Below are 26,681 nucleotides of genomic sequence, written 5' to 3' on the forward strand. Positions count from 1 at the left end.
CGGCAATACGAAGGGTTGAATCAAAGTTCAACAGTAAACAAAGCGACTTCTTGTCGCACCTAACCGCTTGTACCACAATGCAAAGCCTGTCTTATCCCAATAGAGAAGCTTTAACTTGTCGCGCTTTTTATTACAAAACACAAACAGCGCGCCCGATAGCACGGGTAATTCAAGCTCACATTCCACCAACGCCGCAAGGCCATTGATGGATTTACGAAAGTCCACATGCTCAGCACATAAGTACACCTCGGGCGGATTAACAAACATATTCATGCTGATAGACCTTTAATAATTGAGACGATAGCATCACAGTTAAGTGTTGTGGGTAATGTCAGTTGGCCAGTGTGCGGATTAAAGTTAATCGTTGGTTGCTCAGTGATACTGACGTGTGTGCGTTGGGTTTGTTGCTCAACTCGGACAAATTGAGGTGATGCACCTGAAGATTTCACCTGTTGCATGCTTTTATATTTATAAAACGAGCTGATAGATACTTGATGGTGTTTGCAAAACGCTTCATTCGTTCCAGTAAATGATGAGCGAAGCGCTAGGATTTCTAGCCAACGTTTAGGGATGGGTGAATTCATAATGACCTCCAATAAAAAGTTGAAGGTATTTTCAAATACAAAAAATGGTGTTGCTAGGTGTGGTTGGCCGGACGCTTACAAATAAACCACAAAAAAAGCGCCATTTGGCGCTTTTTAGATTAGTAGCAAGGAGTTAATGCTTACGCCCTACGCCGTTGCGCACCATGTCTTGGCCGCTTTGGAAAATCTCTTCGGTAATTTCGCGTGCTAATAAAAGTTGTTGCTTGTCATCAAACACGGCTACAAAACGGCTGCCGTCAGCATTGTTAGTTGCCATGCCCACGCCTGCTACGCCGGTTAAACCTAAGCCGCCGTTTTCAACTTGCAGTAAAAAACTTTCAAGTTCAGCGAGGGTGTCGATTGCAGTTAGTTTGTTTTCCATTGTGGTTGCTCTATGTGTTGCTCGCCATAGCGAGTCTGTAAAAAATATGCTGTTATTTTACAGCACACAGTAAAAACTTAAACCGCCTTATAGGCAAAGTCATAACAACATTCTGTAAAGCAAAATTAAAAGTATTTGTAAAAACCCCGCAAATGCGGGGCTTTATGTATTAGCTTTGCTTCATTGTACCTTGTTGTTCAAGGCGGGTATGCCAGCTGAATGCTTCTTCTAAAATATGAGGCGTATGGCCGCCACGTACACAAGCACGCTCGTAGTAATCAAGCATAGCGTTGCGATAATCGGGGTGTACACAGTGTTTAATTACTTCAATAGCCCGTTCGCGTGGCGCTAATCCACGTAAATCAGCAAGGCCTTGCTCGGTCACTAAAATATCAACATCGTGCTCGGTATGATCGACATGGCTTACCATAGGTACCACGCTTGAAATAGCGCCGCCTTTAGCAATTGATTTAGTTACAAACACCGATACATGCGCATTGCGTGCAAAGTCGCCTGAACCACCAATGCCGTTCATCATTTTAGTACCGCATACATGGGTTGAGTTAACGTTGCCATATATATCAAACTCAAGTGCCGTGTTAATTGCAATAATACCTAAACGACGCACAATTTCAGGGTGGTTCGACATTTCTTGTGGGCGAAGTACTAGCTTATCGCGGTACTTTTCAAGGTTATTAAATACTTGTGCGTTACAACGCTCTGATAAAATAATTGAACACCCAGAAGCAAAATTAAGTTTACCCGCATCAATTAAATCAAAGGTAGAATCTTGTAGTACCTCTGAGTACATAGTGAGGTCTTTAAAATCTGAGTCTAATAAACCCATCATGACTGCATTGGCTATGTTACCAATACCCGCTTGTAATGGGCCTAAATTTGCAGGCATGCGCTGTTGCGCTACTTCTTCTTTAAAAAAGTTAACTAAATGGCGTGCAATAGAGGCGGTATCGGCATCTGGGTCGGTTACTGTTGAAAATGAGTCACTTTGATTGGTAAATACAATACCCACAATTTTAGCCGGATCGATTGGAATAGCAGTACTACCGATACGGTCATCTACTTTCACGAGCGGCACTGGAGTACGCGTAGGACGATACGAAGGGATGTAAATATCATGCAGCCCTTCAAGCTCTGGCTGATGTAACATGTTAATTTCTACAATTACCTGTTTGGCAAAAATAGCAAAACTTGCTGAGTTACCTACTGACGTTGTTGGTACTATGTGGCCTTCTTCTGTAATAGCAACGGCTTCAATCACCGCTACATCAGGCATAGTTAACTGATGATTACGTAACTGTTCAACAGTTTCAGATAAATGCTGGTCAATAAACATGACCTCACCGTTGTTAATTGCTTTACGTAATGTGCTGTCTACCTGAAATGGCATACGACGCGCTAACGCACCTGATTCAGTAAGTAGCTTATCTAAGTCGTTACCTAATGACGCGCCCGTCATTAGGTTAATTTTCATTGGGTTTTCACGTACTCGCTCGGCAAGCGCACGTGGTACAGCTTTCGCTTCACCGGCACGAGTAAAGCCACTCATCCCTACGGTCATGCCGTCTTTAATAAATAAACTGGCCTGCTGTGCAGACATCACTTTGTTGTGTAAATCACTATGACGAATTCGTTCTAATTGCATTTGGAACCCCTTAAACCCCATTATTATTTGGGCGCTATTTTAAGTATTTCCTTATGCTTCGTAAGCTAGACCTAAGTCTCATTTACGCATAGTTGGTATAAAAACGTTGCAGAGCGCTTTAATTTTGTACACTTCATTACTTAACTTATTGCTGTTATTGGGGGGTAGAATACCAAAAAATCTATTCAATCATTTAACTAAACAAGCTTAAAAAAAATATAATTACTTTAAATCAATCACTTATATTTTTAGCCAGGAAAGCTAAAATTATAAATTGTATAAAAATAAAGCCGTACAGGCTAAATCCTACAAAATAATAAACGGGTCATTCATTGGGCAGTAACCTTGTAAGGAATAGAATCTATGATTTAGGTATTAAGGAAAATACATGGATTTGTCTGACGAAGAAATTAACTTTTTATCTGGGTTGTTTGAACCTAGTCAAAGTACAGCATTAATTAATGAAACAAAACTAACAGTACAAACATCAATACCAGAGGGTATTGCGCATTTACTGGATCAGGCTAAATTAACCCTATTAGCAGAAGTAGCTCATTACCAACTGTGGTTTCCACTTCAATTTAAAAACCGATGAATTAGGCCATTTCAGTACTGTGTTAGCAGCCCCAAAAGTGATTGATACTAAAGGCACTCAACGTAGCTGGCGATTAAGTGAATTAAATATTCAAAGCCAAGGTTTTTTCATTGCATCTATATCCAGCACAGGAATATTTTTAAAACCCACATCAATAAATAGTGAACTTGATGAGTTACAAAATATACAATTTATTTTACCCAATGAAGCGGCTGTATCATTAAACATAGAACCCGTTAAGCAGTCTGAATTTGATATTGCGCTAAAATAAAGCACATTCACCATGGTAAAGAGCAGTTAAGAGCGTATTTATTTGAAGTTCATAAACGTGAATATTCAAGCTTATATCAACTTGAGTACAAACAATAAAAATTGGAATTATCAAACTAAAAAAGCCACACAAGGTGGCTTTTTAAAAATTAGCTAACTAAAGTGATTTTTACTTTAAACGTTTCGCTACATCAGCTACACGTTCGCCGTATAAACGAGCCGTTTCTAAATCGCCTGATGGAATAGCAGAATCGTCAGCATCAGTAGGTGATTGCACTAATACGCCAACAGAACCGCCTAAGTTATTAATATCTTCACGGGTTGATTCTAATTTATTGGCGGGTGGCAAACCTAGGCTCACCCAAATTCCGCCATGCTGTGAAGCCAATGTTTGCATACTAATAAGAGTGACTTGCTTGTCGCCATTTAGGCTGCCGCTATTGGTAAAGCCGCCAAATACTTTGTCTTTCCAACCCATGGTAAACCACACTTTAGAGGTGGCATCGACAAACTTTTTAAATTGCCAAGGATAAGAGCCCATATAGGTAGGTGCACCAAATATAATGGCATCTGCGTCGTTTAACGTATCCCAATCGGCGTCTTTAATATCACCATTTTCATCAATTGCAATAAGCTGAGCGTTTGCTCCGTCAGCCACAAATTCAGCCACTTTTTTGGTATGGCCATATCCCGAAAAATAAATAACCGCTACTTTACTCATGAACCTTCCTTTTGTTGTGATTTAATAACACGTTTTAAATATAGTATGGCCGCTAAAGTTAAAATCAACTAAGCAGCGTGTTTAATTAAATTAGCTTGCGTGGCATTAAATTAAAAGGTACTCACTGCAATTTCTAAATTGCTCACCGCACAGCCAAATTGCGCGTTACTAATACGGTGATACGCCGACTCAGACTTAGTTGATAAGCCAATTAACTCATCATTTATTTTTTTGTAACTATTCAGCCTCATCTGAAATGAATATATCAGGCAGCTAATTTTTGAATAATAACTCAAGGGCTAGGCTTGCAGATACATATTGTTTTTTGCAAGTCGATAAATAGCTTCTCAGCAAGCAGAACATTTCAGCTCCTTGTCTACTTCTAAAACACCCCGGTATTTTTTGATGGACCTTGGTCATCCTAATATCATTCTCGCCTTGGTTGTTGGTAAATGGCACGCCAGTGCTCATCATGAAACGTAAAACATCATCTTGATAATCTCTTAGTCGTTCCAATAATACTCGGGGTTTGGTTCGCTTTAATCGGCCTCGCTGACCTTTCACTCGACTACTTTTATCTGGTGGTGGACATTTAACGTCACCTTGAAGCAATATTTTTTGATATTGCTCACGATATTTCTGTTTAGCCCCTTTATCAAGGTCGGGATTATCTATTTGAGCTTTATTCATTTTTTTAAGTAAGGTTTGCATATCCTTCGCTCATTGTGCTGGTAATACAGCAGATTGAAGATTTTAGAAAAGAGTAATTTATTTTGTAACTCACCGGATTAACTTGCGCACTATTTTAGTCAGCGTTAAGCTGTTTCTTTATTAGAACAATTATATTTAAACGCACATTTAGAGTTATTAAATATATTCAGAGCAAAGGCTTACTATGAATGACAGTACCTACCCTATTGGCAACCCTGGTGAAAAATGGAATAACAATCATAAACTCCAATGGCTTGAAGCCCAGAAAATTAAACGCAGCTATAACGATGAAGTATTAACGCTAATTAATGAGCTAAAAGATACGCTTATTGTAGAGCAATATGGTGAACTTAATTATGCTCAAAACAGTTACCCTTTGTTTGCATTAAAAACCCAAAACTTTGATAAAAATAAACACACAGTGCTAATCACTGGCGGCGTACATGGTTACGAAACCAGCGGAGTACACGGTGCGTTAAGGTTTGCAAAAACATTGGCAACTCAATACGCAGAGAATTTTAATCTGGTGATTACTCCCTGCATTAGCCCATGGGGTTATGAAACAATAAACCGCTGGAACCCAGAAGCAATTGATCCAAACCGTTCTTTTTATGAAGGCAGCCCAGCGCAAGAATCTGCATTGGTAATGAATTATGTGCAATCTTTAAATACTGATTTAATCGCGCATATCGATTTACATGAAACCACTGATTCAGATAACAGTGAATTTCGCCCTGCACTTGCAGCGCGCGAAGGTAAAGTAAATACTAATTGGAATATTCCAGACGGTTTTTATTTAGTCGCTGACAGCAACAAACCAGAGCCTGCTTTTCAAAAAGCTATTATTAAATGTGTTGAAAAGGTCACACACATCGCTCCAAGCGATGAAAATAAACAATTAATTGGTGTACCTCAAGAACAATTTGGGGTAATAAACTATGCAGCAAAAGAGTTAGGTTTATGCATGGGGTTATCTGATGCGACTTACGTTACAACCACGGAAGTTTACCCAGATAGTGCAACGGCTAACCCTGAAGAGTGTATATTAGCGCAAGTTGCTGCAATTTCAGGTGCCTTAGACTACATTATAAATAAGTGACCAATGCAGTAGATAATAAGTAAAAGGAGCGGCTATTGAAATTTGAAAATAACTACGGCAGTTATAGCTTGCGCGTTGAAGGTAATATAGTTATTGGGCAGTTTAAAGGTAACTTAAACCCTCAGTTATTAAATCATTTTAAAGCCGCTTTATTAAATACCATTGAACCATTTAAACATTTGTCTTGGGGTTATATTAGCCACTCTCCTGAGGTGATTGCTGCTACCCCCGATGCTGAAAAAAACATGATAGATGTAAGCCAAACAATGGGGATTAATAACTGTTTGATCAGTGCGTTTGTCCTCACCTCGCCTATTGCTATAAGGCAATTGCAGCGGATTATGCACAGCTCAGGCCGTGATGCTCATTTACAAGAGTGCTTGTTTGATGATTTTCAAAGCGCCAAAAAATTTGTAATTAAGCAGCTAGCCCTAGCCGAGTCAGGTTGTTAACTGGCTAGGACTCATACTTTATTAATTTTTATAAAACTGACTGTCTTTGGTAATAGTAATTGCAGGATCTTCTTGCGAAGTGATCACAAAACTCAGCTTACTCACTTTGCGTGCTAAATCGTAACCGTCTGCAGTCACCGTTACCGGCACACTTTTCATCAGCCCAGGCTCTACTAATATAGCATTTGGGCTTTGCAATGTAGCCCCCTCTAAACCGCTAATTGAAATTGAATAATGCAAAGGTTGCTGAGTTTTATTGATAATAGTAAGTGTGTAAGGGTTTTCAACTAAGCCTTCGTAATTTACCCGATACAATGCGTTTCTGTCTCTAAGCACAGAAGCTTCTATAGGGGTGCGTTGTAACATCCAAGCAAACATAGATAAAATTAATAGCGCAGTTAACGCCCCATAGCCTACAAGTTTAAGCCTAAATGGATTCGTTTTTTGCCCTGCCATTTGCTTTTCACTGGCGTATTTAATTAAGCCTTTTTCGTAGCCAAACTTATCCATGGTGTCGTCACAAGCGTCAATACATAAACCACAGTTAATACATTCATATTGCAAGCCATTGCGAATATCAATCCCTGCAGGGCATACTTCCACACATAAGTTACAGTCTACGCAATCACCTAAATTAAGCGCTTTAGGATCCGCTTTGCGTTTACGTGGGCCGCGATTTTCACCCCGCTCACTATCGTAAGTAACCACCAGCGTGTCTTTATCAAACATCACCGATTGAAAGCGCGAATACGGACACGCCACAGTACACATTTTTTCACGTAAAAAGCCCGCATTTCCATAAGTACAAAACGCAAATAAAAATACCCAAAAACTAGTGATCCCAGACCACTCTAAATTTAACATTTCGAGATACAAGGTTTTAGCGGGGATAAAATACGCTAAAAATGAGGTCGCCGTGAGTATCGAAATAACCAGCCAAGCACTGTGCTTAGTGATTTTTTTTCGCCATTTGGTAATATCCCACGGGCTTTTATCAAGCTTAATACGCTGGTTACGCGTACCCTCTATACGTTGCTCAACCCAAGAAAACATTAACATCCAAATGGTTTGTGGGCAGGTATAACCACACCATACTCTGCCAAGCCAGTTGGTAACAAAAAATAGGGCAAACGCTCCCACCATAAACAGCATGGCTAAAATCATAAAGTCTTGAGGGAGCAAGGTAAGGCCAAAAATAGTAAATTTTTGGGTGGCCACATCCAATAAAACCGCTTGCTGGCCGTTATATTGAACCCACGGAATGGCAATAAAACTCAGCATTAACAACCAGCCTAAATTGCGACGTATACGTTGAAAAAAACCTTTTTGCTCGCGTATATAAATTGGCCCCTCTTCTTTATAGGGCTTTATGATCATGTCTTCTTCTTTAATATCAAACTTCATGTTACTTACTTCATAGTGACGGGTATTAAGCAAGCATTTGCAACTTTCAGACCACACTGAAAGTTAAACTAAAGCGTTGATATTAAATGACTTTAAAAATAAAACCGAACTATAACATCGCGATATTTAGCGATTATCGCGATATATCACGAATTAACTCTGGCGACGCAGTCCTAATTTTTGCATTTTTGAGCGTAAGGTGCTCTCTGGTAAGCCCAACTTATTTGCCGCGCCTTGTTCACCTGCAATTTTCCAATTACACAGTGCTAATACGCTGCTTATATGCTGTTTTTGTGCTTCATCAAGTGTAAGCGTTGGGTTTATGGCGTTATCATCGCCCGCTTTGAGCGGCTGACTTAACTGTAATGTAAAGTGTTTAGATAAAATAGCTTCTCGTTCAAGTACATTTTGCAGCTCTCTAATGTTACCTGGCCAGTCATAGGCTTGTAATTGCCTGATCGCTTTTGTACTTAACCCTTGCAATTGCTTACCTAAGCGCTTGTTTATTTGTGCAATTAAGTTTTGACACAAGTAAGGAATGTCTTCTTTTCGTTCTTTAAGTGCTGGCACATGAATAGGAAATACATTTAAACGGTAATATAAGTCCATTCTAAACTGCCCTGCTTGTACCATTTCCCACAAGTTACGGTTGGTTGCAGCAATGATGCGAATATCAACCTTTAGGGTTTGACTACCGCCAACGCGTTCAAATTCACGCTCTTGTAATACCCTTAATAGCTTACTTTGGGACTCTAACGGCAGCTCTGCGACTTCATCTAAAAATAAGGTGCCGTGATCGGCAAGTTCAAAACGTCCTTTACGACGCTCGTTAGCGCCAGTAAATGAGCCCCTTTCATGCCCAAAAAGTTCTGACTCTAATAAACTTGGAGTGAATGCCGCACAATTTACTTTTATAAATGCTTGTTCGTTGCGTTTACTGAGACGGTGTAAGTTACGCGCTACCAACTCTTTGCCAGTGCCATTTTCACCAAGAATGAGTACGGTGCTGTCGGTTTCACTCACTAACTGTATTTGATCTAACATGCGTTGGAATACAGCGCTGTGGCCAACTAGTCCTGAATCTTGCCAATCCTCATTAAGCTCGGCAATGAGGTAATCGTTCTCATCTTTTAGCTGCTCGCTTAGGTGCTTTACTTGAGCTAACGCTTCGTGCAACTGGGTTTGCGTTTGCTGTTGTGCTGATATATCGCGAAATACTGCTACAGCACCAATGAGCTGGTTATTTTTATAAACGGGAGTGGAGGTATACTCAACAGCAAAGGCACTGCCATCTTTGCGCCAAAATACTTCGTTTTTTACTTCGCGGCGTTTGCCATCAAACATAGTGCAATAAATTTGGCACTCATCGGCAGGGTAAGGAGTGCCATCGGCATGACTATGATGATGATATTGATGTATTTTCTTTCCTAATAATTCATCGGCTGTCCACCCAGTCATTCGCTCTGCAGCTGGGTTTACAAATACCGCATTACCGGACAAATCAAATCCGTATATACCCTCACCTACCGCATTGAGCAATAAGGTAGGATCGTTTAAAAAGTTTTTTATCATAATACAACCTCGCGAAATATCGCGAGTATTATGCCAATTTTATCCTGCTTTAGCACTTAATAATGGCTAAATAACGCCTTAATATTTATTTTGGCTTCTAAACGCGCTGCAATTAAATATAAGCCAGCTAATTTGCGATGAATAAACAATGCATCCACAGGGGGAGTATGCCACTGCTGCGACTGTGCGCTTAACTGTAATCCGGCATCTTTGATGTTGCTAGCAAGTTCACTGTTTTTAAAATCAAACTCACCATTATAGCGAAGTGGCTCGCAAGCCATTAAAAATAAATCAATCACGCTTTCTTTATAATCATCTTTTAAAGCGTCTTTAAAGTAACCAATTGCAGTGGCGGCATTGAGCACGCCTTCACGATCATTATTACTGCCGGCTTTAAACAAGGCTAAATAGGCATCACTGAGGGTAGCCGTTATTTCTCGGGTGGCACCAAAATCAAATAACACGATTTTTTGTGATTCTGGTTGGTAATGGTAATTAGCAAAGTTAGGGTCGGTTTGAATTAACTTAAACTCAAACATTTCTTTAAAAAACAAATCAATTAGTTGCTCAGCAACCCGACTTCGCTCAGCAGCGGATAGATCACAAATGCCTTCTATAGGTTTGGCATCAACATACTCCATTGTAAGCACCTGCGCAGTACTGTGCTCTACATACACACTAGGCACTTTAAAATGGGGGTTAGTCGATAACAGGTTTTTGTATCTTGCTAAATACTGAGCTTCTAGGGTGTAATCAGCCTCAGCTAGTAACTGCGCTTTCGCTTCTTCAACTAAGGGTTTTATATCCAATTCTTTAGGTAATAATCGCGATAAAGTAAGTAAAGTGATCACATTATCTACGTCGCTTACCACACTTTTAGAAATACCTGGATATTGAATTTTAACGGCTAATTGATCACCATTTTCTATATAAGCTAAATGAACCTGCCCAATTGATGCAGCTGCAAACGGCCTTAGTTCAATATGAGAAAAACGCGATAACCAATCATCCCCCCATTGCTCTTTTAGCACGCTCACTAATTGCTTATGTGGCATTGGGTTGGCATCGGCACGCAACAAAGACAGTAACTGCGCAAGCTCGGGAGTTAATAAGTCGCCAGCATCCATTGAAAGTAACTGCCCAAGCTTCATTGCCGCACCGCGAAGGTGCGACAGCTGAGTGGCTAAGTTTTCAATATTTTTCGGCTGGAGTAATAAGCTTTTATTATCCCAGCCTTTACCACTAAGCGCACTTTTGGCACCACCTACTAACATATTTGTGGCAACACCTGTGGCTAATGAGCCTAACTTTGCAAATCGTGAAAGTCGAGAGGTGGGAACGGATCGCTCATTAGCCATAATTAACCTAATCTATTAATAATAAGGTCAATTAATACGTTTTATTACGCTTATTAGATCTAAATTATAACCGAGGCACTAGCTTAATCGCGCCTTCGACTACTTTTAAATCTAAGGGTAAATTACTTAACAGTGCCATTTTAGGGTCGTTCATATTTAACTTATAAACAGGGTTAACCGCTAAAAATGCATTCATGACATCCATCGCCTCATTATCCAGCACTTCTAAATTACCTTTAAAACCCCCTGCATCGATACTTGAATCGCGTAACTTAACATTACGTAAAAATACGGCTTTTTTCTCGCTATCATAAAAAGGCGTGCCTTGTATTTGTAACTTTAAACGCACAGGATACTTTAATGCAAAGGCATTAATCTCGGCGCTCGAATCAGCACCTAATAAAACATAATCACTGTTGTCGGGACCAATATTAACGCTTAAATCATTTACATCAAACTGCACAGGTAAGCCCATCAGGCTAACTTTTTCACTTAGTTTAGGTAACTCTTTATTTAGTAACGACTCAACCTCTGAATTTGTAAATGAATAAACTGAAATACCCTGAGTGCTGTTACAGGCAGTTAAAAATAATAGTGAAATAAAAACAAAAATTTTCATACAAAACCCTATTCATTAATCGTATTGGCAGTAAGTAGCCATAATAAAAAACCGCTTTAATAGCGGTTTTTTTATTTTAGTTGATAAAAGTTAATTTACAGCAAAAATAACTTTTAACCTTGCTAGTGTGTCAGTTTTGACTGAACCTTCGCTGAGTGCAATTAATTGCTTTAAATAATAGTTTAAATCAGCGTGGTCTCCACGGTGCTTGTCATCTAGCATTGCCACTTGCTCAACCATTCTTTGCGCTGAGTCATGCGAACTCACGTTGGCTAGTATTTCCATACGCGTTAGCAACTGCTCGATACTTAATGCCGTTTTTACCACACCAGTATACTGACTTGGCACTGGTTCATTATTCTCAAGCGCAACAAATAATGCGTTTAAGTTAGCTTGTTCGTTTTTGGCGGCTAATCCGGTTAGCTTTTCATCTATAGCTGACAATAAAGCGGATACTTTAGGCGTTAACGATTTAAATGGCATATACCCTTTAACTTTGGTTTGCAAGTCAAGTAATTGGGCTTTACCTTCAACACTATTTAAAGCCACTTCGAGCTCATTTAGTTCGGCTGTTGCTAGCTTATCTGATTCACCTTGCTCGCGTTTTTGCTGCTCAAACTCTTCGCTGCGTTTAGTGAATGTTGCATCATTAAACTCACGGAATTTTTGCCATAGTGCATTCTCAGCTTTTAAGCCTGCAAACCCTATACTCTGCCATTGTTGCTGTAACTGCTTTAACTGCTGACACGCCTCTGCTAGGTTTTCACTTTGAGATAGCTGTTGCGCTTGCTCAACGAGCTCATTTTTAAGTGCGGCATTGCCTTTATGAAACGCATTAAGTGAAGATACAACTAGCTGCTGTTCTGCCTTATAACGCTCGTTTAAAATTCGGTATGTTTTAGGATCAACTTTACCTACACTACGCCATGCTTTTTGTAAACGGTTGTAATGGCTTTCAAATTGTTTCCAATCTAAATCAGCATCCTCTGTCGCTTGTAAATGCAGTGCATGCATTTGCGCTATTAGTTGCTCACGCTCTACTTTAGCCGCTTCACGCTGGATTTCTTGCTCTGCGAAATAACTACGACAAGGTGCGAATAATAGCTCAATTTTTTCATCAAACTCATTTCCTTGCTGCTTTTCTTGCTCTGTATCAAGGCGACCTAGTTCATTCCAACGCTTACGCAATACTTTAACTTGGTCAGCACGCTGTTGCGGATCGTTACAAGGCTCATCAACTAGCAGTGTTACTTCTTCTAAAAGTGCAGTGCGTTTAGGGGCCGCTGCATACTTTTGCCAATCTTTAGCATCAGCTAGCTGCGCTTCTAGGTCAGCTTTTAAGTTAACCAGCGGCTGTTGATATTTCTCAGTTAGGGCATTAAATAGCTCTTCGAAGCCTTTAAATACACCAAATGCAACATTAAAACGCCCTTCTTCAATTAAACGTTTAACATCACGCGCTTTTCGCTTAGCTTGGCTTTGAGTTTTTTCTAGCGGCTTAGTGAGTTCGCTCATTGCAGCTAAGAACTGCTTCTTATGCGTATTAAGCTGAGCTTTAAATGACGTTTGTAAATCAGCGCTAAGTAAATTTAAGTGGCTGTGTGCAGTTTTGAAGGTATTATCGAATGCTGTTAGCTGTTGATCGTAATCGCTAAGTTGCTCTGCAGGTTTTATTTCACTAAGCGCATTGTAGGCAATTTTATATTCTTTAATCGCCGCAGTTAGCTCAGGCAACTTAGCAACTTGTGAGAATAATTGCTCAAGCTTATTAATCACTTGTTTTGATTGCTGATCAGCCACCAGTTCCGTTTTATCTAGCGTGTCTTTCGCTTGCGCTACTTTTGCATTAAGCCAGTCTTGCTGAATTTGCTCTGGCGTTTCTAACCCTAACTGTAATGCATTCTCAATTTCTTCACTTAATGCTTCTAACGTAGCTAACGCTAACACTTGGCGCTGTTGCTGAGCTAAACGTTGCTGCTCTACTTCGTGCTGCGCTTTTAAAGTTGCAATGTGAGCATCAAGCTTATCGGTAATTGAAATATACTTAGCATCAAGGGTTTTTACATGTTCTTCACTTAGCCATTTTAATTCTAGAGCTTGCCATTGTGCCATGAGCTCTGCGGCTTGTGGGTCAACAATGGCGTAGTCATTTTTATCACGCAATGCATTAAGCTTGGCTAAAATAACACGGGTTGCATTTTCAACTTGCGATGGCATTTCAAGTGCTAAACGCTCGTTTTCAAGATGACTTTCAAGCGCTACTTTAGCTTCACCTTGAGCATGCTTTAACAGTGCTTTAGTTAACTGCTGAGTAATCACTAAATCAACTAACTGCTTTTGCAGCTCTTCATTGGCTTCTTTAAAGGCTTTTTCAATCAGTTTAGGGTTTGCTAGGCGTTTTAAGAGCTTAACTCTCACTTGCAGTTCTTTTTCTGCAAATGCTAGTTTTTCAAGGGTTTTAATCGGTGCAAAGCGTTCAATATACTCATTTTTAATCTGTGCCGATAAGCTACTTTCACTGTTTAATACAGCAGACGAAATTTGTTGCTCAGCCACATCTTTTAATGCCTGATCTTGCTTGTAAGCTTTCCACCAAAGCGGTAAATCGTTTACTTTTTGCAGTGCTTTACGACGAATTTCAGCCGATGAGTCTTCAAGAGCTAAGGTGCTTAAAATTGTTACGTCGCGTGCTACATCAAGTTTTTCAATCGCATCTAAACGAACTTGTTGCTTCGGGTGTTTCCATTTTGGTGTAAAAAGGTGTTTAAAGATCATTTTCACTGAACCTAGCTATTTCTTTATCTGATTTAAATTCTTTTTGTAGTTGCGCTTTGGTTTTTTGGATCATTTCTCCATCTGCACCAATGGTAAACTGCTCGTTTGATTGTGCTACTTTTGCTTGATACAACATCACAAGTTGCACTGTTTGTTGTTTTTGTTCATCTGATAAAGGTGTGCCATCTGGCCACTTTCCTGTTGATGCACCATATTGTAGGCGCTCAAATAATTCTGGAGTAATATTCTGTACTAAGTTGTCAATATTCATGTCATTTTTTCTTTTTCAGAGTCACTAAAATAATACGGTTAATAAGGTACCAAATACAGCCAATGCCTATGGCTGAGGTATACGCATACCACTGAAGTGTTTTTTCTTGAGGTTGTAGGAAGTACAAACAAAAGAAGCCACCTAAAAATAAGATCAGCGCTAAAAAGGAGTGGTTCATAAACATTTGCTGCTTTTTAATTCGCTGCTCACGTTGAAGTTGTTGAACTTGCTCGGCATTTAATTCAGCAACGTTACTTTGGCAATGTGGACACTGCGGATGTTTATCTGAAATTGATTTTGCACATTTGGGGCAACGAATAATCGCCATACATCTCTCTCCATACTACGCATAAAAAAAGCGCCTTTCGGCGCTTTTCATTGTACTTGTTTTATTGCTCTTTGTCTTTTTTGAATTTAACCCAATAGTTCATATTAGGTTATTAGGGTCTGTTTATTCAGCGTCTTTTGATTGCTTTTCAAGGCGCTTTTCCCAGAAGGTAGCATTTTTAATCCCTAACTTAACGGGATCAAATATGATTTTTCCACCTTTTTTCTTCTGGTCTTCATAATCACTCAAACATGTTAAGGCCGGTTTAGCGACAAAGAAAATAGCTAATATACCCAATATGTTTATCCACGCCATTAAGCCAACGCCTATGTCGCCAATAGTCCAAATATAACCTGAGCTATTAACCATGCCGTAGGCTACCATAAACATAATCATAAGTTTTACCACTACAAGCGGAATACTTCCTTTAAAGTAGCGATTTAAGTACGCGATATTAGTCTCAGCAATGAAGTAATAAGCAAGTATAGTGGTAAAAGCAAAGAAGAATAAAGCGATACCTACAAACGCTTCTCCAAAGCTACCAAATACACTAAACAACGCCATTTGGGTAAATGCTGCTGACCCCACTTCAGTTGCCGCATCAACATTTTGTATAATGAATTGTCCTTCTGGCAAAGTGCCGACTACATTGTATTGCTGCGTCATTAAGATCATTAATGCCGTTGCTGTACATACAAAAAGTGTATCAACATAAACAGAAAAAGCTTGCACTAAACCTTGCTGTGCAGGGTGATCAACTTCTGCTGCCGCCGCTGCATGAGGACCTGTACCTTGACCGGCTTCATTAGAATAGATACCACGCTTAACACCCCAGCCAATTGCAGCGCCAAAGCCTGCTTGAGCTGTAAATGCATCACCAATAATAAGCGAGAAAATGCCTGGTACTTTGTCTATGTTTAAAAATACGATAATTAAGGCCAATACGATGTAACCAAGCGCCATAAATGGCACTACAATTTGCGTAAAATTAGCAATGCGCTTTATACCACCAAAGATAATAAACGCTAAAACGATTAGAATAATGGCCAATGCAACGAGTTTAAAACTGCCTACGTCACCAAAAGTTGTAGACACCATAGTGCCATCACCAAATACTTGAGTGAATGCGTTGCCCACAGCATTTGCTTGTACGCCCGGCAGAAAAACTCCACAGGCTATAATTGCCGACACAGCAAATAATACAGCCAGCCACTTTTGCCCTAAGCAACGGTCAAAATAATAGGCTGGACCACCGCGGTATTGGCCGTCTTCTTCTAGTTTATAAATTTGACCTAATGTTGATTCTGCGTATGCAGTGCTTGCACCTAAAAAAGCAACAACCCACATCCAAAAAATAGCGCCCGGACCACCAAAACCGATTGCGGCTGCAACACCGGCAATATTACCAACCCCTACTCGGCCAGACAATGAAACAGCAAGAGCTTGAAAAGATGAGATCCCTTTTTCTGAGGTGTTGGGGCTAAATAATAGCTTACACATTTCTTTAAAATGTCTAACTTGAGCAAATCGAGTTAGTACGGAGTAAAATAAGCCTGCGCCTAGGCATAAATAGATGAGTGCATCACTCCAAACAACATCATTAACGGCGCTTACAAAAGCTTCCATGAACATCCTCACAGTTATATTTATTATTATTAATTACCATACTCTGCTACTCAGAATACCTGTCATAAGCTTTACGAAATAAGGGGTTAATCTTTTTCGTCTTTCTTATTGCTCAATCGATATTAACTTAAGTACCCAACCTTGTTAACAGTTAATTTTCAAAACAACTTATTGTTTATTTATATTGAGCCTGCTAAGACAACGTTTAACTAAGTGGGAATTGATTAAAATTATAGGTTATTAAATCTGTCGAGAAGGTGTATTGAAACGTTTTAGTGTGATGGTGGGAAATGATTTTTATTTTTTGATACGGCCGGTTTAGCCTAAAATAAAAAGGGCATCAAAATTATTGATACCCTTTAAAACAAGCGTTTTATCTTAAGTTGTCTACAACATTAACAATGGCTGCTAAGGTATCTTGACCAAATTGATATGAACGACGATCTGACCAGCCGTAATCTGGATCAGGTAAGTCATTATTATCTTTAAATGGCATTTCAACGGTGTAAGTAAGCGCTTTAAATTCTTCAGCGGTCGCTGATGAACCTACAGTTAAATTAGCTTGACCTGGTTCGTCTTTATCGTAGCCATGCGTATCTTGAAACTCTGGAGTAATAGTTAAAAGCGCGGCTTTAAAGCTGTCTTCAAGGCCTTTTAGGCGTGCATCATAACTTGGTATGCCTTCACTACCGGCAACAAAGTTATATGGAATGGCTTCATCCCCGTGAATGTCAAGGTGCATATCTAAGCCTGCTTCTCGCATTTTATTAAGCACTAAGTAAACTTCAGGACTATTTTCTATGCTTGGTGTTTGCCATTCACGGTTTAAGTTAACCCCTTTAGCATTAGTACGTAAGTGACCACGTGCACTGCCATCTGGATTCATATTTGGCACTACATAGAATACCGCTTTTGATAGTAAGGCTGCTGCATGTGGGTCTTCATCGTCAAGCAGCTTGTGTAATAAGCCTTCTACAAACCACTCTGCCATAGTTTCACCCGGGTGTTGGCGAGCCGTGACCCAGATGTTTTTTTTATCTGCACTTGGCTGACCAATTTTAAGCACGCTCATATCACGGCCATCAAGGGTTTGACCTAGCGTCTCTAACTGACAAAGCTCTTGGCTTTGTGCCCATGATAATAAGTCTAAATGGCGGTCGTAGCTGTAAGGAGCAAAATAGGCGAAGTAAACGCTGCTGCACTCAGGCTCAAGCTCAAATGTTAATGTGCCATTTTCATACGAAGACGGTACACGGAACCATGTTTGACGGTCGTATGAGGCAACAGCTTGGTAGTCTACCCAACCATCAGGGTATGCAGACTTATCAAGATTATTAATATTTAACTGATGAAGTTGATAAGGCGTTGTCTCAAGACGAAAGTGAAACCACTGATAAAACTCAGACTGATGATCTTTATTAATTTCTAGCTGAATATTTAACGGATCGGTGGCTTCAATAACTTTAATATTACCACTGTCGAAATTGCTACTGATTTTCATTACAACAAACCTATTAGTTAACTGTGTGTCTTTGACTAAGGCATTTAGCCAAGAGGTAAATACGTGTTACTGCACTTTATAAGTGTATAAACGCGTACCCAATTTAATAAAGCGTACCATAACCGCTTCACTTTAAAAATCTTCAGACCTAAAAAAGCCAGCAAGTGCTGGCTTTTCTTAATTGCTCATGTGTTTATCGAGGTAAACTTGGGAATGAGACTTCTGCCATGTCGCGCATACAGCGAACTACTTGGCAGCTATAACCAAACTCATTGTCGTACCATACATAAAGCACTACGCGGTTATCATCAACAATCGTTGCTTGAGAATCAACAACACCTGCGTAACGGCTACCCACTAAATCGGTAGAGACGATTTCAGTTGATGCTGTGTAATCAATTTGATCACGTAGGTCTGAGTGAAGTGCTGTTTCACGTAAAAACGCATTAAGCTCTTCAACCGTTGTACTCTTTTCAAGGTTCAAGTTTAAGATAGCTAACGATACGTTTGGTGTAGGTACACGGATTGCGTTACCTGTTAGTTTACCTTCAAGCTCTGGTAATGCTTTAGAAACCGCTTTCGCTGCACCTGTTTCAGTGATAACCATGTTTAGTGCCGCAGCACGACCACGACGTTCTGCTTTGTGGTAATTATCAATTAAGTTTTGGTCATTAGTGTACGAGTGAACCGTTTCAACGTGACCATTCTTAATACCAAACTGATCGTTTAATGCTTTAAGTGTTGGCGTAATTGCATTGGTTGTACAACTTGCTGCACAGACAATTTTGTCTTCCGGTAAAATATCTTGGTTGTTTACACCGTAAACAATATTTTTAATATTACCTTTAGCAGGCGCTGTTAATAATACTTTTACAGCCCCTTTAGATTCTAAATGCTGACCAAGGCCGGCTTCATCTTTCCAGATACCTGTGTTATCAACGACTAATGCGTTTTCGATACCGTAGGCGCTGTAATCAACTTCACTTGGCGAGTTAGCGTAGATAACTTGAATGTAGCTACCGTTTGCTTTAATTGCATTACGCTCTTTATCGATGGTGATAGAACCATTAAATGGACCATGGATAGAGTCACGACGTAATAAGCTTGCACGCTTTTCTAAATCGCCATCTTTACCGCCACGCACAACAATAGCGCGAAGGTTTAAATCGGCATACGGGCCTGATTTTTCAATTAATAAACGCGCTAATAAGCGACCGATACGACCAAAACCGTAAAGTACAACGTCACGTGGTGCTTTTGGTTTAGAGTCAACAATTTCAGCAAGTTCATCTTTAACAAACTCTTCTACTGAACGACCATTCGCTGCATCTGTGTATAAATAGCTGTATGCTAATTTACCAATATCGATACGGGCAGAATTTAATTCCATTTTGCTGATAGCTTCTAAGAATGGGAAGCTTTCACGTAGGCGCAGTTTAGTCCCTTCAAATTGAGCTACTGATTTGTGAGACTTGATAATATCAATAGTGCTTGAATTTACTAATGGACGGCCGTAAACAGCGATTTCAATACCACGATTACGATACAATTTACCAATAATAGGCTGCATGCTTTCTGCGTAATCTTGACGTTCTTGCCAGCTACTTGTGTATTCTAACTCGTGAGATGAGGTCATTTTTTTTACCTAATTAAACAATTTTGAACGGATAGCCTAAGAGTGCATCGAATTTTGAGAGCAATGCATTCCTTCGGGCAGGCCTATTCTAATTTAATCTCATTTTATTCTCTACTGTTAGAGACTAAAGTTTAGGCTAGAATAATACTATATGAGGGTCTGTTGACCTTTGTGGATTAAAATTTGTTCAAACTAGGGACAATTTAATCGCGGCGCGAGGTTTGTAACCTAGTGGGCTCGATAACTGCTCCTGCGTTATTCTACTGGCTTACATCCATGTAAGAATAAGTAAAAACCGAGCAAAGCTTCCGCGTTCTGCTCACGCCCCTTACCTACATCCATGTAGGCAACATTCAGCACATTAAATTAAAAAGCAAAACCGCGGCTCGCCAACGTGCCCACTTAACGAGTATGAGGGAAATGGCGCGGATTTATCAATAGACAAAACACACCAGCCATCCGGGCTTGCTTTATTATCATTGGTCAAGAAACAATGACGAAAGTGCATTAACACGTTTGCTCGCTTTAGAATATACTACAGAAGTTGAACAAAGTGATGAGATGCAATTTTACTTAGCGTCTTATTACATTAAGGTTGATGAAGAAAAAGCGATTAATTTTTTATACAACACGCTAGCGCGGAATAAAGCCAAGCATGAACCGAATCCTGAAATATATATGTCTTTGATCAGCCTATTTTATAAACACCAATAATATAAACATGCTTATATTTTTGCCAAAATAGCTCAGCTCTCTGGTATTGAACATATTGATATACTGTTAAATGAGCAGCAGTTAATAGCACAAGGAAAGAATTTAGAGAGTTTAGATAGGTTAGCCGAGCAGACTTTGCAACAAATAGATCAAGGAACGTTTATTTCCCCCCGGAAATAATAAAACAGATACAAAAAAGGCAGCTTACGCTGCCTTTTTGTTTTATTTTTTGCTTGTGCCTACTTCGACACGGGTTTTTAACTTTTGCCCCGGTCTAAAGGTAACCACGCGACGTGCTGAAATTGGGATATCTTCTCCCGTTTTCGGGTTACGTCCCGGCCTTTCTTTCTTATCTCGAAGATCAAAGTTACCAAATCCAGAGAGCTTAATCTGCTCGCCTTTTTCAAGCGCTGAGCGGATTTCTTCAAAAAACGCTTCAACTAAATCTTTGGCATCTTTTTTATTGATCCCGAGCTTTTCAAATAGGTGTTCAGCTATGTCGGCTTTAGTAAGCGCCATATCTAGTCCCTCAACGATGCATTAAACTGTTCGGCCAGTGCGGCCACCACGTTATCAACTACCTGATTGATATCTTTCTCTTCGAGTGTTCTATCAACCGCTTGCAGTGTTAGAGCAATCGCCAAACTCTTATAATTTGGCTCAATACCTTTGCCCTTATACACATCGAATAAGTTTAGGTCAACCAATTGATTTCCGCCAACTTTTCCGATGACGTTTAAAATATCACCTATTTTAACGCTGTCTTGTACTAAAATCGCGATGTCGCGGCGATTTGATGGGAATTTAGACACCCCTACAGCCTGCGGTAAATTTCTTTTTTCTAACGCTGACATTTCAATTTCAAACACAAAAGTAGCGTTATTGATATCTAACGATTTTTGCGCCTGAGGGTGTAATGCACCAAAGAAACCTACTTTTTTACCATCAACATAAATAACGGCTGATTGACCAGGATGAAGGCCATCTGATTGCTCGGCTTTAATTTCAAAGCGGCTAACATCGTTGGTAATTGCAAGTAATGCTTCAACATCCCCTTTTAGGTCGTAAAAATCAACGTTACGTTTTTCTTCAACCCAATGTTCGCCATGCACAAGCCCGGTAATAACACCACCAATAACCGGCACTTGGTAAACGCCATTTTCTGCGCTTTCATCGCTGATAAACTTAAGGCCGTGTTCAAATAAGCGAATACGTGGTTGCTGGCGGTTTTGGTTATAGGCAACAGAAGCTAATAAGCCAGGCATTAAGCTTACACGCATCGCTGACATTTCAATTGAAATTGGGTGCGGCAATACCAATGCGTTACACTCTGGATGTAAAATAGCTTGCGCTTTAGGATCAACAAAACTGTAAGTAATGGCTTCTTGATAGCCACGGGTTACTAGCGCATTACGAAAACGGCTCAGGGCAACAGTTGACTCATCATGTGTGGTCATTTTAAGTTTTGCAGTTGGTGCCACATTAGGAATACTGTTATAACCGTAAACACGTGCTACTTCTTCAATTAAATCTTCTTCAATACGAATATCAAAACGGTAGCTTGGTACATCAGCGCTCCAGCTATCATTATCAAATTTAACATCAAGACCTAAACGCGTAAGAATATCGGTTACTTTAGCATCGTCAATGTGATGACCAATAACACGGTCTAAACGTGAACGACGTAAACGCACTTCAGTTACTTTTGGTAACTTATCAGCAGCAACCGCTTCAACGATTGGACCTGCGTTACCACCTACAATCTCCAGAAGTAACGCTGTAGCGCGCTCCATGGCATCGTGTTGTAGTGCAAAGTCGACCCCACGCTCATAGCGATGAGATGCATCAGTGTGCAAACCATAGCTGCGTGCTTGTCCTGCAATAGCCACTGGGTTGAAGAATGCGCTTTCTAGTAAAATATCTGCTGTTTTTTCAGTAACACCCGATTGCTTACCGCCAAAAATACCAGCAATGGCTAGCGCTTTATGATGATCGGCAATCACTAATGTCGATTCATTTAATTTAGCAGTGTTACCATCAAGTAAAACTAATTCTTCACCTGCGTTTGCACTACGTACTTTAATTCCACCCTCAATAGCATTTAAATCAAATGCATGCATTGGGTGACCAAGCTCTAATAACACAAAGTTAGTCACATCAACTACCGGGTCGATTGAACGCACACCACTACGGCGTAGCTTTTCAACCATCCATAGAGGTGTTTCAGTATTAAGGTTAATGCCTTTGATAACACGCCCTAAATAACGAGGACAAGCTTCATCGTTAACCAACTCTATTGATACTTTATCTTCAATTGTCGGTGCTACCGCTGGAATACTTAATGTATTAACATCAATGCTGTTCAGTACGCCAACTTCACGAGCAAGGCCTTTAATACCTAAACAGTCACCACGGTTAGGGGTTAAATCTACATCTATGATGTTGTCATCTAACCCTAAGTATTCGCGTAAATCTGTGCCAATCGGCGCGTCAAGCGGCAATTCCATAATGCCATCGCCTTCTTCGCTAATGTCTAGCTCATCAAACGCACACAACATGCCGTGTGATGGTTGACCACGAAGTTTGGCCTTTTTAATTTTAAAATCACCTGGTAATACTGCACCAACAGTGGCAACAGCAACTTTAATACCTTGGCGGCAATTTGGTGCACCACAAACAATATCAAGCAGTTCATCACCACCAACATTAATTTTTGTTACACGTAGTTTATCTGCATCAGGGTGCTGTCCACATTCAACCACCTCACCTACAACAACACCATTAAATTTGGCTGCTGCCGGCTCTACGCCATCTACTTCTAAACCAGCCATTGAAAGCTGTTCCGAAAGAGCTTGCGTATCAATTGCAGGATTTACCCACTCTCTTAACCACTTTTCACTAAATTTCATTTTATTTCTTCACTCTTAACGGAACTGGTTTAGGAATTTTAAGTCGTTTTCGAAAAACGCACGTAAATCGTTTACGCCGTAACGCAACATAGTTAAGCGCTCTACACCCATACCAAAAGCAAAACCGGTGTATTTTTCAGGATCGATACCAACAGACTTAAGTACGTTAGGGTGAACCATGCCACAGCCTAATACTTCTAACCATTTACCATCTTTACCCATTACATCAACTTCGGCTGAGGGCTCTGTAAATGGGAAGAATGAAGGACGGAAACGAATTTCCATATCTTCTTCAAAAAAGTTACGTAAGAAGTCATGTAAAATACCTTTGAGCTCAGTAAAGCTAACGTCCGTGTCGACCATTAAACCTTCCACCTGATGGAACATAGGTGTATGTGTTTGGTCGTAGTCATTACGATATACACGCCCTGGTGAAATTATACGAAGCGGCGGCTGCTCTGTTTCCATGGTACGAATTTGCACACCACTAGTTTGAGTACGCAACACCAACTTAGGATTAAAGTAAAAGGTATCGTGGTCGGCGCGAGCAGGATGGTGCTCAGGAATATTTAGCGCATCAAAGTTATGAAAATCATCTTCAACTTCAGGGCCTGATTTAACTTCAAAGCCTAGTTCACCAAAAAAGCTTTCAATACGCTCAATTGTACGTGTTACTGGGTGAAGGCCACCAGAAGGCATAACGCGCCCTGGTAAAGTTACATCGATAGTTTCAGCAGCTAGTTTTTCTTCTAGTGCTTTACTCGCTAACAGCTCACGCTTGTCATTAATTGCGCTTTGCACATCTTGCTTAGCTTGATTGATTACCTGGCCTGCTTCTTTGCGTTCTTCAGGAGCAATTTTACCCAGTGTTTTAAGTAAGCTGGTGATCTCGCCTTTTTTACCAAGGTAGTTAACCCTGATCTCTTCTAGTTGCGCGATTTCACTGGCACTGGCAACTGCCTCAAGTGCTTGCGCTAATATATTTTCTAAGTTCATTCGATACCTGATCTTTCAAAGAAGGTGATTACAATTTAGTTAGCTAATGATAACTGAAAGCGGGGTCTAGATTCTAGACCTACTACAGCTTTAGCGTTGATTTTATGAAAGGAATAGTTAATTTTCGCTGTGCAGCCATGGATGCGTGATCTAATTTGTCTAATACATCCAATAATGCGCGCATATCACGACTTAAACGGGTTAATAAAAACCGCGCGCATTCGTCACTCAGTTCAAGACCGCGCATGTTTGCCCGCTTTACTAGCGCTTGTGCTTTATCATCATCACTCATGGAGCGAATTTGAAAGGTGGTACCCCACTTCAAGCGTGATTCTAAATCGGGCAAGCTAATATTAAGCATATTTGGCAGTAAATCAGCAGTTACTACCAGCATTTTATTAGGCTCATTAAAGCGGTTGAAGAAATTAAATAACGCTTTTTCCCATGCATCATTACCCGCCACTAAGTGAACATCATCAATACATAATACATCTAGCGCCTCAAGACCATCTAAAACCATCGGGCCAAAATGTAGAACTTCTCGCATTGATAGCAGCATATTCGATAAGCCGCGCTCCTGGGCTTGAATACAGGTGGCGTATAACAAATGGGATTTACCTGAGTCTCCTAAGCCACACAAATAAGTATACTGAAAAGCTTGAGATAGCTTAGAAAAGCTATCTTTAAGGTGGTTAACCTCTAATGAGTCTTCTCCCCCAAAATAAGAGGCAAATGTTTCATCATCCGGTAAAGTAACCGGTAGCGCCATTTGCATTGGCTCTTGAGTTAGCATTAGTTTTCAACCCATTGATACTCTAGGCTTTGCTTATCAACTATGTGATAAAAAGCACGGGGGTCGACGTAATCTTTAAAGGCATTATCAAGACCAAGGGCTTTTTTAAGATCGTTTACAGTGCCGGTATGATCTAGCTTAAATTCAACAGAATCGGGAGTTTTACGTATAATAACCGCTTGGGTGACAACACTTAAGTTGAGTAGACGGCGCTTTGCCAACTCTATATCCACAAAATTATCTGTCCCTTTTAAGGTCAAATTGGCAGTACGTTGCTCATAATACGCATTCGGATCGATCGCATATTCGCCAGCTAAACCTTGCGCTAAATCATCAATCATTTGCGCAACGATTTGCTGTCTATAGCCAATAATTCGGTTAGATTCAAACATTTCGTCATTAGTAAAACGCCAATCTAATACCCAATTATCGGAGTTAAACTCTTGATACATTCTAGCAGTAATACTGCGCTCAGCACTGTAACGTTTAGATGCCTCTTCTACTGGTTCAGAAAAGTTCCCCCAAACCTCAGGGACACCAACAAGGCGTCTATCTTGTAAATCAAGCAAAGGTACAACGACAGGTAATCCACGACGGCTTGCCTTATCATAAATGAGCTGCTCTAACTGTGGGTAACTTTCTTGAGTTACTAGCTCTCGTTGCCTGTTATCTTCAATCCCTAACCAAATTGCAACCAGTGGTCGTTGCATTCCCCATAATGGCAAATTAAGCTCTTTGATTAGTGCATCGATTTTTCGTGCTTCAAACTTAACTAATAATTTAAGCTCTCCGGGGATACGCTCATCATATTCAAATTTCAGCATATAATCAGATATATCTTTGGTGCGTTGCTGTGCTATCTGATTTTCATCTGCACTTTTATCACCACTCACTTTTACTAGTACGTTAAGAAGCGCTTTGCGACTAGCGTCTAAACGCGCATCACGAGATTTATCTTCTACGACCAAAATATCTTGATATAGATCAGTTACTTCAACTGCAGATACAGAAACACAAAAGAAAATGGATAAGGCGCTAATTAATAATCTATACACAGGCAAATCATTCTTGGTTTTAAACTGTTTTGATCCTAAATCAAAGCCACTAACAAAGCAAAATTATATTTTTACAGTCACTAAAGCTGCTGGTTAAGTCGAACTTTCTTGTATTTGGAGTCGGTGCGCTACTTCGTAGCGACAACGCAGTAGAATATCATGGTGCCGACAACGATAGAGAATGTATAACCGATGCATGGAGTAGGCACTAGACCCTGATCAATTCTCTTCCTTTAACCTGTTACCTTTTATCTTGCACCTGCATTTTTACTTTATCCCAGATGTAAAAAAGCCCGACTATTGCTAGTCGGGCTTTCTCAATTTGGAGCCTGGTGATGTCGTGGTGCCCACAGCGGTAGAGAGCCACATAGCAAATGGGATACTATCATTGGTCGGGGCTCGCCTTCGAGCTGTTTCGTTTCACTACTGAGTTCGGCATGGGCTCTTGGCTATTTTTATTACATCCCAAACAGCAAAAAACCCGCTACATTACTGTAACGGGTTTCTCTTATTTGGAGCCTGGTAGTGTCGTGGTGCCCACAGCGGTAGAGAGCCACATAGCAAATATAGAGAGTCGGCATTAGGCGCTTATTATTTTCCTTTTACCTGATGCCTTTTACCTTTCACCTGCGTTTTTACTTTCCTGC

Annotated in this window: 23 protein-coding genes and 3 pseudogenes; 4 read left to right on the forward strand and 22 right to left on the reverse strand. The window is 40.2% G+C overall.

The genetic code is table 11. The features are described from left to right. Window positions 1–27: 27 nt before the first annotated feature. From tnpB to MTN97_RS16875, 4 genes are all read right to left on the reverse strand, one after another. Window positions 28–273, reverse strand: coding sequence for an IS66 family insertion sequence element accessory protein TnpB (gene tnpB, locus MTN97_RS16860; protein ID WP_248474938.1), 246 nt, complete (start codon window positions 271–273; stop codon window positions 28–30). Further along, window positions 270–584, reverse strand: a complete 315-nt coding sequence (gene tnpA / locus MTN97_RS16865) for an IS66 family insertion sequence element accessory protein TnpA (protein ID WP_248474939.1) — start codon at window positions 582–584, stop codon at window positions 270–272. Before tnpA ends, tnpB begins: the two co-directional genes overlap by 4 nt. 133 nt (window positions 585–717) lie before the next feature. Further along, window positions 718–966: a hypothetical protein gene (locus tag MTN97_RS16870; RefSeq protein ID WP_008114111.1), complete on the reverse strand. Its 249-nt coding sequence runs from the start codon at window positions 964–966 to the stop codon at window positions 718–720. A gap of 169 nt (window positions 967–1,135) precedes the next feature. Next, entirely contained in the window at window positions 1,136–2,629 is a 1,494-nt protein-coding gene (locus MTN97_RS16875; RefSeq protein WP_248474940.1) for an acetyl-CoA hydrolase/transferase family protein, read from the reverse strand. Between the two features lie 388 nt (window positions 2,630–3,017). Here MTN97_RS16875 and MTN97_RS16880 point away from each other — a divergent pair. Further along, window positions 3,018–3,593: pseudogene (locus MTN97_RS16880) on the forward strand (hypothetical protein). 70 nt (window positions 3,594–3,663) lie between these two features. Here MTN97_RS16880 and MTN97_RS16885 read toward each other — a convergent pair. From MTN97_RS16885 to MTN97_RS16895, 3 genes and pseudogenes are all read right to left on the reverse strand, one after another. Beyond that, complete coding sequence (locus MTN97_RS16885) at window positions 3,664–4,215, reverse strand: flavodoxin family protein (protein WP_248474941.1); 552 nt, start codon at window positions 4,213–4,215, stop codon at window positions 3,664–3,666. Between the two features lie 110 nt (window positions 4,216–4,325). Further along, entirely contained in the window at window positions 4,326–4,466 is a 141-nt protein-coding gene (locus tag MTN97_RS16890) for a hypothetical protein (protein WP_248474942.1), read from the reverse strand. A gap of 22 nt (window positions 4,467–4,488) precedes the next feature. Beyond that, window positions 4,489–4,935 (reverse strand): annotated as a pseudogene (locus tag MTN97_RS16895) (transposase); the annotation flags it as partial. 175 nt (window positions 4,936–5,110) lie between these two features. On the opposite strand from MTN97_RS16895, the gene MTN97_RS16900 reads away from it, so the two are divergent. Then, entirely contained in the window at window positions 5,111–6,025 is a 915-nt protein-coding gene (locus MTN97_RS16900; RefSeq protein WP_248474943.1) for a M14 family metallocarboxypeptidase, read from the forward strand. 35 nt (window positions 6,026–6,060) lie between these two features. After that, window positions 6,061–6,477, forward strand: coding sequence for a hypothetical protein (locus tag MTN97_RS16905; protein ID WP_178955659.1), 417 nt, complete (start codon window positions 6,061–6,063; stop codon window positions 6,475–6,477). Window positions 6,478–6,498: 21 nt separating this feature from the next. On the opposite strand, the gene ccoG is transcribed toward MTN97_RS16905, so the two are convergent. The 10 genes from ccoG to MTN97_RS16955 form a co-directional block, all read right to left on the reverse strand. Next, entirely contained in the window at window positions 6,499–7,881 is a 1,383-nt protein-coding gene (gene ccoG, locus MTN97_RS16910) for a cytochrome c oxidase accessory protein CcoG (protein WP_138595926.1), read from the reverse strand. A 153-nt stretch (window positions 7,882–8,034) separates the two neighbouring features. Continuing rightward, window positions 8,035–9,453, reverse strand: coding sequence for a sigma-54 interaction domain-containing protein (locus MTN97_RS16915; protein ID WP_248474944.1), 1,419 nt, complete (start codon window positions 9,451–9,453; stop codon window positions 8,035–8,037). Window positions 9,454–9,509: 56 nt separating this feature from the next. Beyond that, window positions 9,510–10,811 (reverse strand): ABC1 kinase family protein, encoded by a 1,302-nt coding sequence (locus MTN97_RS16920; RefSeq protein WP_248474945.1) that lies wholly within the window; start codon window positions 10,809–10,811, stop codon window positions 9,510–9,512. Window positions 10,812–10,875: 64 nt separating this feature from the next. Continuing rightward, the gene (locus MTN97_RS16925) at window positions 10,876–11,430 is read right to left on the reverse strand and encodes a DUF1439 domain-containing protein (protein WP_010392868.1); all 555 of its coding nucleotides are present in this window, start codon (window positions 11,428–11,430) and stop codon (window positions 10,876–10,878) included. Between the two features lie 90 nt (window positions 11,431–11,520). Then, the gene (locus MTN97_RS16930) at window positions 11,521–14,205 is read right to left on the reverse strand and encodes a DUF349 domain-containing protein (RefSeq protein WP_248474946.1); all 2,685 of its coding nucleotides are present in this window, start codon (window positions 14,203–14,205) and stop codon (window positions 11,521–11,523) included. Further along, the gene (locus MTN97_RS16935) at window positions 14,195–14,476 is read right to left on the reverse strand and encodes a YeaC family protein (protein ID WP_055013114.1); all 282 of its coding nucleotides are present in this window, start codon (window positions 14,474–14,476) and stop codon (window positions 14,195–14,197) included. Before MTN97_RS16935 ends, MTN97_RS16930 begins: the two co-directional genes overlap by 11 nt. A 1-nt stretch (window position 14,477) precedes the next feature. Continuing rightward, window positions 14,478–14,804 carry a hypothetical protein gene (locus tag MTN97_RS16940; RefSeq protein WP_008114079.1) on the reverse strand — a complete coding sequence of 109 codons (327 nt, stop codon included), beginning with the start codon at window positions 14,802–14,804 and terminating at the stop codon, window positions 14,478–14,480. Window positions 14,805–14,927: 123 nt separating this feature from the next. After that, window positions 14,928–16,430, reverse strand: coding sequence for an alanine/glycine:cation symporter family protein (locus MTN97_RS16945; protein WP_248474947.1), 1,503 nt, complete (start codon window positions 16,428–16,430; stop codon window positions 14,928–14,930). A gap of 373 nt (window positions 16,431–16,803) precedes the next feature. Beyond that, window positions 16,804–17,931, reverse strand: a complete 1,128-nt coding sequence (locus tag MTN97_RS16950) for a M14-type cytosolic carboxypeptidase (protein ID WP_248474948.1) — start codon at window positions 17,929–17,931, stop codon at window positions 16,804–16,806. Between the two features lie 193 nt (window positions 17,932–18,124). Next, window positions 18,125–19,567 (reverse strand): glyceraldehyde-3-phosphate dehydrogenase, encoded by a 1,443-nt coding sequence (locus MTN97_RS16955; protein WP_036983084.1) that lies wholly within the window; start codon window positions 19,565–19,567, stop codon window positions 18,125–18,127. A gap of 348 nt (window positions 19,568–19,915) precedes the next feature. Between MTN97_RS16955 and MTN97_RS16960 the strand changes: the two are divergent. Further along, window positions 19,916–20,461, forward strand: a pseudogene (locus tag MTN97_RS16960) (DUF2989 domain-containing protein); the annotation flags it as partial. 42 nt (window positions 20,462–20,503) lie between these two features. Here MTN97_RS16960 and ihfA read toward each other — a convergent pair. The 5 genes from ihfA to MTN97_RS16985 form a co-directional block, all read right to left on the reverse strand. Continuing rightward, entirely contained in the window at window positions 20,504–20,800 is a 297-nt protein-coding gene (gene ihfA, locus MTN97_RS16965) for an integration host factor subunit alpha (RefSeq protein ID WP_008114070.1), read from the reverse strand. A 2-nt stretch (window positions 20,801–20,802) separates the two neighbouring features. After that, window positions 20,803–23,190, reverse strand: coding sequence for a phenylalanine--tRNA ligase subunit beta (gene pheT / locus MTN97_RS16970; RefSeq protein ID WP_248474949.1), 2,388 nt, complete (start codon window positions 23,188–23,190; stop codon window positions 20,803–20,805). A gap of 15 nt (window positions 23,191–23,205) precedes the next feature. After that, window positions 23,206–24,186 (reverse strand): phenylalanine--tRNA ligase subunit alpha, encoded by a 981-nt coding sequence (gene pheS / locus MTN97_RS16975; RefSeq protein ID WP_008468473.1) that lies wholly within the window; start codon window positions 24,184–24,186, stop codon window positions 23,206–23,208. Between the two features lie 82 nt (window positions 24,187–24,268). Beyond that, complete coding sequence (gene hda, locus MTN97_RS16980; protein WP_010392888.1) at window positions 24,269–24,979, reverse strand: DnaA inactivator Hda; 711 nt, start codon at window positions 24,977–24,979, stop codon at window positions 24,269–24,271. Further along, on the reverse strand, window positions 24,979–26,034 hold the full coding sequence (locus MTN97_RS16985) for a DUF2066 domain-containing protein (protein WP_248474950.1): 1,056 nt from the start codon (window positions 26,032–26,034) through the stop codon (window positions 24,979–24,981). Before MTN97_RS16985 ends, hda begins: the two co-directional genes overlap by 1 nt. Window positions 26,035–26,681: the final 647 nt, after the last annotated feature.

This window comes from Pseudoalteromonas sp. 2CM36K, assembly GCF_023161865.1.
In the GTDB taxonomy this organism is placed as follows: Bacteria; Pseudomonadota; Gammaproteobacteria; order Enterobacterales; family Alteromonadaceae; genus Pseudoalteromonas; species Pseudoalteromonas tetraodonis.

Excerpts from the sequence above, each read along its gene's own strand:
- ihfA (WP_008114070.1), bottom strand. The coding sequence starts at position 20,800 with ATGGCGCTTACTAAAGCCGACATAGCTGAACACCTATTTGAAAAGCTC.
- MTN97_RS16875 (WP_248474940.1), bottom strand. The coding sequence starts at position 2,629 with ATGCAATTAGAACGAATTCGTCATAGTGATTTACACAACAAAGTGATG.
- tnpB (WP_248474938.1), bottom strand. The coding sequence starts at position 273 with ATGAATATGTTTGTTAATCCGCCCGAGGTGTACTTATGTGCTGAGCAT.
- hda (WP_010392888.1), bottom strand. The coding sequence starts at position 24,979 with ATGCTAACTCAAGAGCCAATGCAAATGGCGCTACCGGTTACTTTACCG.
- MTN97_RS16930 (WP_248474946.1), bottom strand. The coding sequence starts at position 14,205 with ATGATCTTTAAACACCTTTTTACACCAAAATGGAAACACCCGAAGCAA.
- MTN97_RS16935 (WP_055013114.1), bottom strand. The coding sequence starts at position 14,476 with ATGAATATTGACAACTTAGTACAGAATATTACTCCAGAATTATTTGAG.
- MTN97_RS16945 (WP_248474947.1), bottom strand. The coding sequence starts at position 16,430 with ATGGAAGCTTTTGTAAGCGCCGTTAATGATGTTGTTTGGAGTGATGCA.
- MTN97_RS16940 (WP_008114079.1), bottom strand. The coding sequence starts at position 14,804 with ATGGCGATTATTCGTTGCCCCAAATGTGCAAAATCAATTTCAGATAAA.
- MTN97_RS16925 (WP_010392868.1), bottom strand. The coding sequence starts at position 11,430 with ATGAAAATTTTTGTTTTTATTTCACTATTATTTTTAACTGCCTGTAAC.
- MTN97_RS16885 (WP_248474941.1), bottom strand. The coding sequence starts at position 4,215 with ATGAGTAAAGTAGCGGTTATTTATTTTTCGGGATATGGCCATACCAAA.
- MTN97_RS16900 (WP_248474943.1), top strand. The coding sequence starts at position 5,111 with ATGAATGACAGTACCTACCCTATTGGCAACCCTGGTGAAAAATGGAAT.
- MTN97_RS16920 (WP_248474945.1), bottom strand. The coding sequence starts at position 10,811 with ATGGCTAATGAGCGATCCGTTCCCACCTCTCGACTTTCACGATTTGCA.
- pheS (WP_008468473.1), bottom strand. The coding sequence starts at position 24,186 with ATGAACTTAGAAAATATATTAGCGCAAGCACTTGAGGCAGTTGCCAGT.
- MTN97_RS16870 (WP_008114111.1), bottom strand. The coding sequence starts at position 966 with ATGGAAAACAAACTAACTGCAATCGACACCCTCGCTGAACTTGAAAGT.
- tnpA (WP_248474939.1), bottom strand. The coding sequence starts at position 584 with ATGAATTCACCCATCCCTAAACGTTGGCTAGAAATCCTAGCGCTTCGC.
- MTN97_RS16915 (WP_248474944.1), bottom strand. The coding sequence starts at position 9,453 with ATGATAAAAAACTTTTTAAACGATCCTACCTTATTGCTCAATGCGGTA.
- pheT (WP_248474949.1), bottom strand. The coding sequence starts at position 23,190 with ATGAAATTTAGTGAAAAGTGGTTAAGAGAGTGGGTAAATCCTGCAATT.
- MTN97_RS16950 (WP_248474948.1), bottom strand. The coding sequence starts at position 17,931 with ATGAAAATCAGTAGCAATTTCGACAGTGGTAATATTAAAGTTATTGAA.
- ccoG (WP_138595926.1), bottom strand. The coding sequence starts at position 7,881 with ATGAAGTTTGATATTAAAGAAGAAGACATGATCATAAAGCCCTATAAA.
- MTN97_RS16890 (WP_248474942.1), bottom strand. The coding sequence starts at position 4,466 with ATGAGGCTGAATAGTTACAAAAAAATAAATGATGAGTTAATTGGCTTA.
- MTN97_RS16955 (WP_036983084.1), bottom strand. The coding sequence starts at position 19,567 with ATGACCTCATCTCACGAGTTAGAATACACAAGTAGCTGGCAAGAACGT.